Raw genomic sequence first — 12436 nt, forward strand, 5'->3', positions numbered from 1 at the left:
CGCGGCTAGCCTAGCTCAGTTGGCGGTTCAGCCGCGAACGGGCCGCAGCATGCGGCAGATGGCGACCATGGGACGATGCGGACCGCAGGGGTCCGTGCTCCAGAAGTCGCCGCGATGCGAAGCGGCGACACCGTCGAATGACGGTTGCCCGGGCCCCTGTAAGCGACCGCAGGCGAGGGCGAAGACGAGCCCGGCCAGCATCGCGATGGATTTCGTGGTGACGCGCATGGCCTTCCCCCCGGTGGACGACGCCGACGTTAGGCTCCGGCGCGTGAAGGAACAATAGACCGAAAGGTGGGGCCGACGGTCACGCAACGGTCGGCCAGGACGGAAACGCCTTCCCGATGGGACACGACGATCAGCAGGCTTCGTGACAGGCGACGCTTCATCGCCGAGAGCACGGCCAGTTCCGAGGCCGCGTCCAATGCTCCGGTCGCTTCGTCGAGCACGGCGACGGCGGGCTCGCGAAGGATGACCTGGGCCAGTAGCAACCGTTGCAACTCGCCGCCGGAAAGACGACTCGACACGTCGTGCAAGGTGGTGTCCAGAGGCTTGTCGAGGCCGACCTCGCGCAGGACCTCGCGCAGTTGCCCGTCCGTCGCCGATGCCGCAGCCCAACGCAGGCACTCACGGACGGTCGCCTGCCATGGCCGCACACTCTGGCTGACGTAGGCGCCATGACTGACATAAGCGCGGTATGCGTCGTAGTGGATGGCATGCCCGTCGACACGCACGTCAAAGATGGCAGGTCGCGCCATGCCGGCAAGCACATCGACGAGGCTGCTCTTGCCGATACCGGAATCGCCCTGGATGAGGACGAGCTCCCCGGGACGCATGACCAGGTCGACAAGTTCGATGCCGGGAACCGGCGGCGTGACGTGGATGCGCCGGAGGTGGATGCCGCTGGCCGGAATCGCCGGCAACGCGGTCGACGCGGGCGGCGTGTCCGAAGCTGCCAGGTTCATGTAGCGCCGCCACAGCGCGAAGGCGGGCGCCGCCGAGCGCATCTGTTGCATGCTCTGCCGCGTCGAGACCAGGTAGGGCAACAGTCGGCCGAGCAGCAGGCACACTGCGATCAGCGCGCCCTGATCTATGCCGTGCCAGCGTTGCGCAACGACGAAGAGCAGGGCGATACCGCCTACCGCCAGCAGTTCGAGCATCAACCGGCCCGACGCGATCAGCTCCAGTTGGCGCGCATAGCCACGTGAGAGGTCTTCTGACACCTCGCCGAAGCTGTCGCGTTCGGTGTGCTCGCGGCCGAATGAGCGTACGTGTCGCAGCCGGCGGGGGAAGTCTTCGCTGTGCCAGAAAAGGCGGGTGATGTCGGCGACGTAGCGGCGGGCCACCTCCACCTGTTCGCGGCCGTAGAAACGCGAAGCCAGCAGGGCAAGGACGGCCAGCGGCGGTGCGACCAGCAGGAGCAGCGGCGACACCCAGAACGCCAGCGAAAGGCTGACCGCCGCGGTGATACCGGCGACGAGAAGCTGCTGCAGCGCGCTGAAGGCCTGCACGATGATCTCCACGTTGTGGGTAAACACGTTGGCGATCTCCGCCGAGCTGACGCCGGCGAGCGGACCGATCTCGGCGGCGATCAGTCGTGCATGCACCTGCCGGCGCAGGCGCATGCCGTAGCGGCCGGTCAGGCGCGCGCCGAGACACGCGGCCTGCCAGCGCAGCAGGGCGAAGGAAAGCGTGACGGCGGTAAAGGCCGCGATGCGCCAGCCCACGCTCATGGAGGCATGGAACCAGCGACCGTCGAACGGTAACCGTGCATCCGGCTGCACCAGCGGCACCAGCAACACGGCGGCGAGAGCGCCGGCGAATGCCGAGCCCAGGGAAAGCGCAACGTAGATACCGACTTTCCAGCGGTCTGCCAGCGGTAGAGTCCTAGCGAGCGATCTCAACAGATCACGCAGACCGGCGCGCGGCGTCGCGACATTCATCGTCAGGCGCTCGCGAGGTGGCGTGAGGCCAGCAACGGCCGCAAGGCATCCACCGAAGCACGCGGATGCCTTCCACGCCGGAGTACGTGGACATCCATCTCCGCAAGCCGATGGACGAATCGGTGCCATCCGGCCTGACCGGCCGCATAGGGCTGGTCAGCGAGCAATCGTGCGGCAATGTCGTCGTGGGAGAGCGGGAGGAGCATGTCGGCGTCATCGGCCGCCGTTTCGGCAGAAACGAACACGGCACCCACCAGGGCCAGGGGTGCGGTCGCGACATGACCGTAACCCTGGCGAAGATCCGCTTCGAACTTCTCCACGCCGCTGCGACGGCGGATGGTCGGCGAATCCGCGATCCAGCGGCGCAGCGGACCCTCGTCGATGAAGCGCAAGGCATCCTCGCGCACATGCAGGAAGTTGCCGACGCCACGCGCTTCCATGCTGCGGGGATCGACGAAGATGGCATCCTCGGCGACGAACTCCATTCCCTCGAGCAGACCATGCAGGGCAAGCGTGGACTTGCCCGCACCACTCGCTCCGAGCAGGAGTACGCCGCGGCCGTCCAGGCCCAGGCAGGCACCGTGCAACGGGAGCAGATCCATCCCGCGTGCGGCCAGCACGAAGACCGCGAACTCGATCAGTTCGTAACGTACGTGATAGGGCCAGTCGAGCATGTCTTCGGACACGACCACGAGGGCCCGTTGGCGCCCGTGGTCGATGATGACGTAGTTGGACGCATCCATGATGCCGCACAGCAGACCCGCGCCGGATTGCGTGAGCACCGGCGGCGGCTCGTCCCAGGCCGGCGCGTGACGCCGCGGCGAGAGGCGTAGCTCGATATGAAAGCCCGGCAGCGGCGTGTCCGGCACGTCGCGCGGCAAACCTCCGTAGGCAGCCTCCACCGGCTCCAGAAGCTCCGGATGGGTGCTGTCGAAGCGGAAACGGGCACCGAGGATGGTCTTGACCATGACGAAGGGATAAGGCGAGCGCTCGAGGAAGGGATCGGCGCCAATGTCGCCAATGCCCGGAGGGGTGATCTGGGCCATGCGGCATCCCGGCTGGTGTAACCGTGGGTGCGGCAGCCCTGCGGAAAGGTTGCGCACGAGCTTGCGAACGCGGCAATGCGACTTTCGAGGCAACCCTCGCATCGCACGGGGGCACTCACCAGCCAAACGCGATCATCGAGGCGCTCCCGACATGCTCAAGATTCAGGTCGGCCACTCCTACTTCCTTCGATACGACCCGAAGCAGTGGGAACGTGGCAAACCCTATCCACCGCTCGCCACCATCCAGGTGGCCGCACTGCTTCGCGAGATGGGCCATGAACTGGCCTTGTTCGACGCGATGCTGGCCGACGGCGTCGAAGACTACGCCGGCGCGCTGCGTGCCGCGCAGCCCGACCTCGTGGTGATTTACGAAGACAACTTCAATTACCTGACGAAGATGTGTCTGAGCCGCATGCGCGATGCGGCCTGCCAGATGATCGCCGAGGCCCGCGCCAGCGGCGCTCGGGTCATCGTTGCCGGCTCGGACGCATCGGACCAGCCGGAGGCGTTTCTTGCCGCGGGAGCCGATGCGGTGCTGGTCGGCGAAGGCATCGCCGCGCTCGCGGCCCTGGTCGACCGGCTGCAACACACGCCGGATATCGACCCCGCGCGCTGGACGGCTGGCCTTCCCGGCGTCGCCACCCTCGTCGAAGGACAGACGCAGCTGGTGCGCGTGGGAGCGGTACCACCGGACCCCCGCGTGGTGGGTCGCCCTGCCTGGGACCTGGTCGACATCGAACGTTACCGCTCCCTCTGGCAGGAACGGCACGGCTACTTCAGCCTCAACATGGCAGCATCACGTGGCTGCCCGTTCCGCTGCAACTGGTGCGCCAAGCCGATCTGGGGCAACCATTACAAGCAACGCAACGCCGAGGACGTCGCCGCCGAGATGACCTATCTCAAGCGTACGTTTCAACCCGACCACATCTGGATGGCCGACGACATCTTCGGTTTCCATGTCGGCTGGGTGACGGCCTTTGCCGAACATCTTCGCGATACCGACGGCTCCATCCCCTTCACCATCCAGACCCGAGCCGACCTGGGCAGCGACCGCATGGTCGCCGCCCTCGCCGAGGCGGGTTGCGCCGAGGCGTGGATCGGTGCGGAAAGCGGAAGCCAGCGCGTCCTGGATCGCATGAACAAGGGCACGACCGTGGCCGAACTGATCGCGGCACGCCGCCGCTTCGGCGAGCACGGCGTACGCGTGGGCTTCTTCATCCAGCTGGGTTACCTCGGCGAGCAGCTCACCGACCTGCTTGCAACGCGCGACCTCGTCGCCGAGGCCGCGCCCGACGATATCGGTGTGAGCGTGTCGTATCCGCTACCGGGCACCAAGTTCTACGAGGAAGTGAAGGAACAACTTGGCAGGAAGACGCATTGGCGCGACAGCAACGACCTGGCGATGATGTTTCGTGGGGCCTATGACTCCGACTTCTATCGCAGCATGCGCGACCTGCTTCACCAGCAGGTGAACCTGCGCCAGTCGCGCGACACACTTTCAGCCGCTCGACGCAGTGAGGCGCATGCCCTGCTCGAAGCGAACTGGAACACGCTGTTCGCGCATGAGGCCGAGCATCGCTCGGAACAGCCCACGCCATCGCCGTTCTCGGCGATGCAGACGATCGCCTTGCCCCTACTGTAGATATCGCCATGATGCCCTCCCTGAAGCTCGTCCGTAGCGGTCTGCACCGCACCACCGAGGCGCTCGCCGCGGAGCTCGCACTGGCCAGGCCGGGCAGCCGGGTTCCCGCGTGGACCGACCTCGAATGGCGACTGGCTTCCGCGGTGGCCGTGGCGCACGGCGTCTCGCCCCTGCTCAGCCGCCTGTCGACCTGGCAGAAGCCTGCGTGGCGGGCGTTCCTCGCCGCCCAGCGCGAGCATGTCGAACAGCGGCATGGCCGCATCGCCGCCCTGCTGGAGCGTATCGACGACGGAGCACGCGACATCGGTGTGGCGATCGTCCCGTTGAAAGGCTCGGCTTTGCACGCGCTGGGGATCTACGCTCCGGGTGACCGTCCCATGGCCGATATCGACCTTCTCGTTCGCGAACAGGATGTCGGCCCCACGACCGCCCTGCTGCTGGAGCTCGGCTACGAGGAATCATTCGCGCAATGGAAGCACCGCGTGTTCAAGCCGATCGATGGCAGCATCATCGCCGGCCTCGGCGAACACCGCGACACACCGGTCAATATCGAACTGCACGTGCGCATCCAGGAGCGGCTTCCGATCTCCACCGTCGATATCACCTCGCGCGTCTACCCTCGTCCTGCGCGACCCGGGCTCAATCCCTACCCGTCGAACGGCGCACTGATGAGCCACCTGCTACTGCACGCCGCGGGTAACGTCTGTGGACGGAGCCTGCGGCTCATGCATCTCAACGACATCTCGCTGCTGGCAACCCGCATGCTGGCCAGCGACTGGCAGTCCTTGTGGGACGACGGCGCACCCGGCTCCGCATGGTGGGCACTGCCACCGCTTCGCCTGGTGGCGCGCTACTACCCGCACGCCGTGCCGCCCATGGTTCTCGCACGGCTGGAACGCGAGTGCCCTCCCCTGCTACGTCGCCTGTCGCGACGGTGGACGCTGACCGATGTGTCCTGCTCGGACCTGTGGCTACATGCGCTGCCAGGCGTGGAGTGGTCCCGCAGTCTGGGCGAGGTGGCACGTTGTGTGCGCAATCGCCTGCAGCCCTCGGCGGAGAGCGTGAAGGAACGCGCGGACATGGTGCGCACGCAGGTGTGGCTGCAGGGCCAGAGCTGGGTGACCCAGGGACATCGTCGCCGCATTCTCACCTGGCTGACCCGGCCGGTGCCGCGCATGGACACGTTGTACGTCGTGCGCGCCGCGCTCGAGCCTGCCGCGCCGCTTTCCTAGGCCACCACGGCGCCGCGACGTGCGAGCAACTCCTGGTACAACGCCTCGAAGGCCCGTGCGGTGTAGTCGGCATCCTCGGCGAGCGCGCGGCGTTGCGCGGCTTCGGCCAGGCGGAAACGCAGCGTCTCGTCGACCAGGACGCGCTGGATCGCGGTGGCCAGGCCCACCCAGTCGCCCACCGCGACGGCGAGCGCCGCGGACGGCGACCATTCCGCGATATGCCCGACGGCCGTACCGACCGTCGGCACGCCGGCGATCGCCGCTTCAAGCAGCACGAGCGGTCCGGCTTCGTGGATTGAAGACATCACCAGCAGGTCGGACGCTGCGATCAGGGGACGCAACTCGCTCTGGGTTCGGAAACCAAGGAAGCGCACGTGCGCCTCGAGCCCCAGCTGGCGGGCAAGCCCGTCCATTTTCCCCTGCAAGGTGTCGACACCGACGATATCCATCTGGAAGTCCACGCCGGCGTCGCGCAGTGCGGCCAGTGCGCGCAGCAAGGTTGTCTGGTCCTTGACCAGGTTGAGACTGGCCACATGCATCAGGCGCGCTCGCGGCGTAGCGCGGCGCCGGGGGGGCAACGGCGACCACGCCGCGATGTCCACACCGAGCGGGATGCGGCGTCCCGTGATACCTAGCGCGGCAAGCGCATCGATGATCGGTGCACTGGCCGCCGTCACGGCATCCGTCATGCGCAGCACGATCGCTTCGCGCAGCCGTCCTTTCCAGCGGCGACGTCCGCCGTAGCCGATGGCGTGGAAAGCGACGAGCTCGCCGCCAGCGATGTGCACCAGACTTGCTATACGCAACAGTTTCGCCGCCGCGACGGCGACGAAACTGCACGAACCGGAGAAGATCGCGTGGACCATGGCGAACGGGGCCCGACGGTGCTCTGCGCGAATCGCGGCGATCGCGCGCAGACGTGGCCAGCCCTCGCCGATATTGTGTATGGTCGCGCCTGCCAGCTGCCAGGTGGCCGGTAGCGGTTCCTGGTGCAGGACGAATACATGCACCTCATGGTGGCGCGCGAGCCGCGCGATGAGGGCAAGGAACACGGGGATCACCCGGTACTCGCCGGTACGATCCATGCCACCCGGCACCACGACAGCGATCTTCACGATCGACCCTCCCGCCTGTCGGCGAGCAGGCGCGTGTACGCATCGGCCCATTGCCGGCCCACGGCGGCGAAAGAAAGCGTGGCATCGAAGAACGCACGTACGTCCGCCCGGGATGGCCGGATGCCGGCCGCGCGCACCAGCACCTCGGCAAGGCGAGCCGCATCGCCACAAGGCCAAAGCTCGCCAACGACGTTACCCGTTAACGAACGGAACGACGGAATATCCGTGACGACCGGCGTGACACCACAGGCCAGTGCCTCGAGCAGCGCGAAGCCACAGCTCTCGGCGTGACTACCCGACACGAAGAGGTCGGCCGCACGCATGAGTGTTTCGACACGCGCATGCGGCTGGTTACCAAGAAGATGCACGCGGCCGTGCAAGCGAGGATCGCTGTCGATCTTGTGGCGTACCTCGTCCAGCAGGGGCGCGCTGCCGAAGGCGAAGTAGATCTGTATGCCGGGAAGGCGCTGCGCGGCGCGCGCGACACCTTCGAGCACGGTCAGCGGATCCTTGCCGTGGCTGAGATGCCCCACACACAGCACACAGGGATCGCCGCGCAATCCTGTTTCGACGCGTGCGGCCTGATGGTCGCCCGGCTGAAAGCGGCTGCTCGATTCAGGGATGGCGAACAGCCGCGTGCGCTGCGCGAACAGGCCGGCACGCGTGAATGGCCCGGCCAGTCCCGGCGAGGTGAAAGCGATGCCGGAAGCCGCCGCGTACCACGTGCGCCACCGCGCCCGCCGCCACCATCGTGGTAGTCGATCCGCATGGTCCTGGATCAGGATGGGCACGCGCGGCAGGCGTCGGGCGACGGCGAAGGCGTCGGCGGCGAAGCCAAGGCTGTGCACGTGTACCACCTGGCTGCCGATATCGGCGACCAGGTCGGCGAGAAAGCGGCCCCGCGTCTTCGGGGAATGCATGCCGCGAAGATCGACGAAGTGATAGTCGATACCATGTCGACGGAGCAGCTGCTGCCGTGTCGCCACCTGGATCACCGACACGCGCGTTCCCGACGCTGCTGCCGCCTCGGGGATATCCGCCAGCGACGGCCAGCGCTCGAACAATTCCTCGGGCGAGCAATCCGCCGGCGCGCGAAGAAAGTTTATCTGGGCGACATGCACAGGCCTACCTCGCCTAGAGACCGGAGACCTGGGGCATGCGCAGGCGCACGAGCCGGTTGGCGAGGTTGAGCTCCCAAGGCCGGTCGTACTGGCGGCGACGGTAGCGCCATGACGCCATCGCGCTCAGGCCACGCTTGGCCCATGACGGCGAGCGCAGGTCCTGCACCGTCGGAAAGCGACAGCGCAGCACGGTCACGAAGTCCTGGATGTGCCGGCGCAGCTCGTCGGTGAGCCAGGGCGCATCGGCGTGACAGGCATAGTCCACCCAGCGACGCTCCGTCCACTCCTCGGGTGAGGAAGGGAAGACCACCGGCTCGCCATGCAGGTCGAGCAGTGGCATGGACGCATGCTTGCCGCGATCCTTCTCATGCTTGCTGCTTTCGGGCAGCGGCGTGTAGATGTAAACGATGATTTCCGACGCCGGATTGATCCGCTTCAGTTCGCGGATGAACTCGAACGTGTGCTCGGTCTCCTCCAGCGTGTTCTGCGGCGGCGCCACCATGAACGAGAGTTCGGGAATCACTCCATTCTTGCGGCACAGTTCCGCCACCTGCAGGGTCTGGTCAGGGCGCGTGCCCTTGCGGATTTCCTTCAGCATGGCGCCGCTCGGCGACTCGGCACCCACGTAGGCCATGCGCAGGCGACTTGCGCGCACCAGTTCCCAGGTGCTCTCGGAGAGATTAAGCAGTGCGTCGGAACGGGCGTAGCACCACCAGGGCATTTCCAGCTTCGCCATGACTTCGAGCAACGGAATCATTTCCACTTCACGATCGAAGAAATTGTGGTCGAAGAACTGGATCGAGTCGGCGCCCAGTTCGTACTTGAGGTAGCTGAGGTCGCGTTCGAGCCGCTTGGCCGTGGGCAAGGCGGTCATGCCGCCGAACATCGCGTTCACACCGCAGAAGGTGCAGCGGAAGCGGCAACCGATGGACGCCTGGTGCGCTGCCGTCCGCTCGCCCAGGAAGGTGCGCGCGAGGTACCGGCGAGGATCGCCCAGCTTGTCATAAGGAAGCACGATGCCACCGTCACTCAGCGAGAAACGCCGGTTGGGATTGTGCACAACCGCCCCATCGCGCTTCCAGGACAGGCTGCCGATGTTCGAGACGGCGGGCTCGCCGGGTCGGCTCAGGGCCGCGACCAGTTCCGGCAGGCTCTCTTCGGCCTGCCCGCGTATCGCGTAATCGACATACGACGCCGAAAGCGCCGTGTCCGTGTAGAGCGTCGGGAAGTAGCCACCCCAGATGATCGGCAGCTGCGGATAGCGCTCGCGGATAAAGCGGGAGACTTCGATGGATGGCGCGACCTGGGGACCGCCCATCACACTGATACCGACGGCGTCGAAGCGATCGCCCTCGATCGCGGCCCGCGTGGCCCCGATGAGATCGCGGTCGACATTGCCGTCGATGATCTGGCTATGCCCGTTGTGATCCAACGCGGCCGCCAGATTCAGCAGCGCAAGGGGAAAGCGTGCGCTCGAACGCGACGTCATCGTCGGGTTGATCAGCAACGTCCTCGGCAAACGCCCCATGTCAGGCGTCGATGTGTCGAATAGGCTCACGCGATGCGCCTCAGCTGAAAGACCAGGGCCACGGGAAGTTCGAGGGCCATCGGGTCGAAATGTGCGCCGACGGGGATATCGGCAGGATCGAGCATGGGTTCTTCCACACGCTCGATGGCCAGGCCGAGCGCCGCGCACGCCGCGTGCCAGTGGCTGTAGAGGTGCCGCGTGTGGCGTACGGCATAGCGCCGGCCTTCCGCGCGAAAATCGCGCTGCCAGCCCAGTGCATGACCGATCGGGTGCACGTCGCTGCAGAGGATTCGCCCACCGGGACGCGTCGCCCGACGCAGTTCCGCCAGTGCGGGCGCGAGCGCCTCAAGGTGCCCGATGGTCAGGCCACACACGGTCAGGTCGGCCAGCGAACCGGGCAACGGCAGGTTGGCGAGATCGCCCTGGCGAAGGTCGGCACGGCCATCGGCGATAGCGCTGCCAAGGGCCTCACGCGCGCGCTCCAGCATCGCGGGCGAAAGGTCCACGCCAGTGACATGGGCTGCGTCACGACGCAGTGCATGCAACAGGTAACGACCGCTGCCGCAACCCGCGTCGAGTACGTGCCGGCCTCGTAGCACCTCGGGCATCAGCGCCAGCATCGCGCGCTCCTCGGCCATCATCACCGGGTTGTGCGCGTGCGCGGGGTAGCACGATGACCAGAGCGCATAGGCTTCAAGCGGCTCGAGCACCGGCAAGGGGGACGTCAGTGACACCGTGCCTCCATGGCGAGTTCAGCCTCGCGTTCGTGATCGGAAAGGGATACGTCGAGCCCTGGCTCGAGTGCGAACACCGCGTGCTCGACCAGGGAGCGCGCGATCAGCTTCGGCCAGCCGTCGAGCAGGACCGGAACGGCATCGACACCAGCGGCGTCGAACCATTCGGCAAAATCGGGATCGGCGATGCACGGGACGCCGTCGCGCACGACGACACGGAGATCCCTGCGAGCGAGGCCGACCAGGCTGTCGGCGGCAAGGCCGTCGCGATCCCGCACGATGACGATATCCGCCGGGGCGCCTGTCGCCAGGCTGCCGCGCAGGCCGAGGCGAAAGATGCGGGCAGCGGCCGTGGTAACGAGATCGAGCAAGGCCGAACTCGGCAGGTCCCCGCGTGCGGAGGCCTCGCCGAGCTCGTCAAGCAGATCACGGCGGCCACTCAGCCGTGAGTCGCTGCCCAGCGTGAGGCAGCCGGCGGCGTGGAGTCGACGCGGATCGAGCGTACGCCCGAGCAAGGCAAGGTTACTGCCCGGACACCAGACGACGGCGGCACCCCGGGCAATCACGCGCTCGATATCGGCGTCGTCGAACCCGACGCCATGGATCAATACCGTGTTGGTGCCGAGGCAACCGAGGGCGTCGAGCTCGGCGAGCTCCGCCGCGGCAACCTCGTCCGTGCCCTCGGCCAGATGGATCATCCAGGGCTGCCCGGCGGGCGTGGCAAGGTAGCTCTCGCGTACCGGCGGCCCGAAACCGGGACCACCCAGTGCGTAGCTCCAGCCGTGGCCGCGGAGCAGCGCGACCGGGAAGTCCTCCGCGTCCAGCGCCGGGTGCCAGGGATCGTGGTGGACGACGCAGGTGGTGCCGGCAAGAAGGTTCTTCAGCGCGCCGTGGCGCAGGCGCACCGCCTTGGGCACGCTCAGCGCGGCGACCACATCGGCGTCATCGAAGTGTTGCTGGAACGCGTCTATCCACGCGTAGCTGTTCGGGAAGGGCGTTGCGCGTCGCAGCGGAGGTATGGCATTGACCTGCAGATGCTCGTGCGCGTTGATCAGCCCGGGAAAGATCCGGTGCCCGCGCACGTCGACGCGGAGCGCCCTGCCCTCGGCCGAGGCCGACACGCGTCCCGCCCGAAGATGCAGCGGCGCGCGCGACACTCCCTGGGGAAGCATGGTTATGCCACCCAGAAGAGTCGCATCCATGGCGGTATGCGGCGCGCGCATGTCGTCAGCGCCGGTGCATCACGATGAGGAAGTGATCGCCCATGTCGCGCAACAGTGGCAGCTTGCCGAAGCGATCGTCGAGACGACCCAAGCGCTCGTACCAGCCCGGCCGACGCTCGTAGCGATCGACCATGTACGGCGGCGGCATGAACAGGCTCAGTGCGCTATAGCCGGCGAGCCGGAACTGCCCGGCGAAGGGACGATAGAACTCGCGCGGCAGGTAATACTTCGTCCAGATGGTATGGCGATTCATACCCACCGCCGTCGCGCCACGCGCTCCACGCACCGCCGCCCTGCGGAACCGGCCGCGCAGGGCGTAGTGCGCCGCTTCCCAGGGACAGATGCGGCCCATCACCGAGAAGACCATGACGCCGCCCGGACGCAGGAGGCGCGCGCACTGCGCGGCCACGTCGTGCAGATCGGGTGCGCAGTTGAGCGGTCCGAAGTTGGAATAGACGCCGTCGAAGCTGCCGTCGAACGTGTCATCGAGACGGCCGAGCTCCTGGACACCGAGGTGCCTGGCGGTGAGGCGACCGCCCAACGAGGGGTCGCCCGCACGGGCCGACGTGCGCGCAACCATCGATGGCGACCAGTCCGTCGCCATCACCTCGTAGCCGCGCCTCGCGAATTCGGACGCATCGATACCTGTGCCGCAGCCGATATCGAGCAGGTGCGAGCCTCGACCCAGTTCGCCCACGACGGTATCCCAGAGTGTCTGGCGCATGCGCTGGATGAGTGCATTGTTGCCGCGCGGACCGTCGTAGTCGGCGGCGACACTGTCGAACGCCCGCTGCGTGTCGAGCAGACGCGCGTCGTCGATCGGTTCAGGTGTCGATTGGGCACTCATAGTCG

11 protein-coding genes are annotated in these 12436 nt (G+C 66.9%); 2 read left to right on the forward strand and 9 right to left on the reverse strand.

The genetic code is table 11. The features are described from left to right. Positions 1–27: 27 nt before the first annotated feature. From HB634_RS18570 to HB634_RS18580, 3 genes are read right to left on the reverse strand one after another with little or no spacing between them, the layout of a single operon-like run. Positions 28–228 (reverse strand): hypothetical protein, encoded by a 201-nt coding sequence (locus HB634_RS18570; RefSeq protein WP_213949678.1) that lies wholly within the window; start codon positions 226–228, stop codon positions 28–30. Between the two features lie 29 nt (positions 229–257). Continuing rightward, positions 258–1943, reverse strand: coding sequence for an ABC transporter ATP-binding protein (locus tag HB634_RS18575; protein ID WP_213949679.1), 1686 nt, complete (start codon positions 1941–1943; stop codon positions 258–260). A gap of 2 nt (positions 1944–1945) precedes the next feature. Then, positions 1946–2989 (reverse strand): serine kinase, encoded by a 1044-nt coding sequence (locus tag HB634_RS18580; protein ID WP_213949680.1) that lies wholly within the window; start codon positions 2987–2989, stop codon positions 1946–1948. A 151-nt stretch (positions 2990–3140) separates the two neighbouring features. On the opposite strand from HB634_RS18580, the gene HB634_RS18585 reads away from it, so the two are divergent. Then, positions 3141–4631, forward strand: a complete 1491-nt coding sequence (locus tag HB634_RS18585; protein ID WP_213949681.1) for a radical SAM protein — start codon at positions 3141–3143, stop codon at positions 4629–4631. An 8-nt stretch (positions 4632–4639) separates the two neighbouring features. Further along, the gene (locus tag HB634_RS18590) at positions 4640–5863 is read left to right on the forward strand and encodes a nucleotidyltransferase family protein (protein ID WP_213949682.1); all 1224 of its coding nucleotides are present in this window, start codon (positions 4640–4642) and stop codon (positions 5861–5863) included. Here HB634_RS18590 and HB634_RS18595 read toward each other — a convergent pair. Genes HB634_RS18595 through HB634_RS18620 form a run of 6 tightly spaced genes read right to left on the reverse strand, consistent with a single transcriptional unit; the run spans position 5860 to position 12431 of the window. Then, a complete protein-coding gene (locus HB634_RS18595; protein ID WP_213949683.1) occupies positions 5860–6978 on the reverse strand; it encodes a glycosyltransferase in 1119 nt (372 codons plus the stop codon). The two genes, HB634_RS18590 and HB634_RS18595, sit on opposite strands and share 4 nt — an antisense overlap. Continuing rightward, on the reverse strand, positions 6975–8099 hold the full coding sequence (locus tag HB634_RS18600; protein ID WP_213949684.1) for a glycosyltransferase: 1125 nt from the start codon (positions 8097–8099) through the stop codon (positions 6975–6977). Before HB634_RS18600 ends, HB634_RS18595 begins: the two co-directional genes overlap by 4 nt. Before the next feature lie 13 nt (positions 8100–8112). Then, positions 8113–9627, reverse strand: a complete 1515-nt coding sequence (locus HB634_RS18605; protein WP_063572942.1) for a radical SAM protein — start codon at positions 9625–9627, stop codon at positions 8113–8115. 26 nt (positions 9628–9653) lie between these two features. Then, positions 9654–10355, reverse strand: coding sequence for a class I SAM-dependent methyltransferase (locus HB634_RS18610; RefSeq protein ID WP_255548701.1), 702 nt, complete (start codon positions 10353–10355; stop codon positions 9654–9656). Continuing rightward, a complete protein-coding gene (locus HB634_RS18615) occupies positions 10352–11563 on the reverse strand; it encodes an amidohydrolase family protein (RefSeq protein ID WP_213949685.1) in 1212 nt (403 codons plus the stop codon). Before HB634_RS18615 ends, HB634_RS18610 begins: the two co-directional genes overlap by 4 nt. Positions 11564–11588: 25 nt before the next feature. Then, positions 11589–12431: a class I SAM-dependent methyltransferase gene (locus HB634_RS18620; protein WP_063574133.1), complete on the reverse strand. Its 843-nt coding sequence runs from the start codon at positions 12429–12431 to the stop codon at positions 11589–11591. Between the last annotated feature and the right edge of the window lie 5 nt (positions 12432–12436).

Source organism: Luteibacter sp. dw_328, from assembly GCF_018449605.1.
Lineage (GTDB): Bacteria > Pseudomonadota > Gammaproteobacteria > Xanthomonadales > Rhodanobacteraceae > Luteibacter.

What these genes read in the sequence shown, in the direction of transcription:
- HB634_RS18585 (WP_213949681.1), top strand. Translation starts at nt 3,141, where the DNA reads ATGCTCAAGATTCAGGTCGGCCACTCCTACTTCCTTCGATACGACCCG.
- HB634_RS18580 (WP_213949680.1), bottom strand. Translation starts at nt 2,989, where the DNA reads ATGGCCCAGATCACCCCTCCGGGCATTGGCGACATTGGCGCCGATCCC.
- HB634_RS18615 (WP_213949685.1), bottom strand. Translation starts at nt 11,563, where the DNA reads ATGGATGCGACTCTTCTGGGTGGCATAACCATGCTTCCCCAGGGAGTG.
- HB634_RS18620 (WP_063574133.1), bottom strand. Translation starts at nt 12,431, where the DNA reads ATGAGTGCCCAATCGACACCTGAACCGATCGACGACGCGCGTCTGCTC.
- HB634_RS18590 (WP_213949682.1), top strand. Translation starts at nt 4,640, where the DNA reads ATGATGCCCTCCCTGAAGCTCGTCCGTAGCGGTCTGCACCGCACCACC.
- HB634_RS18605 (WP_063572942.1), bottom strand. Translation starts at nt 9,627, where the DNA reads ATGGGGCGTTTGCCGAGGACGTTGCTGATCAACCCGACGATGACGTCG.
- HB634_RS18575 (WP_213949679.1), bottom strand. Translation starts at nt 1,943, where the DNA reads ATGAATGTCGCGACGCCGCGCGCCGGTCTGCGTGATCTGTTGAGATCG.
- HB634_RS18570 (WP_213949678.1), bottom strand. Translation starts at nt 228, where the DNA reads ATGCGCGTCACCACGAAATCCATCGCGATGCTGGCCGGGCTCGTCTTC.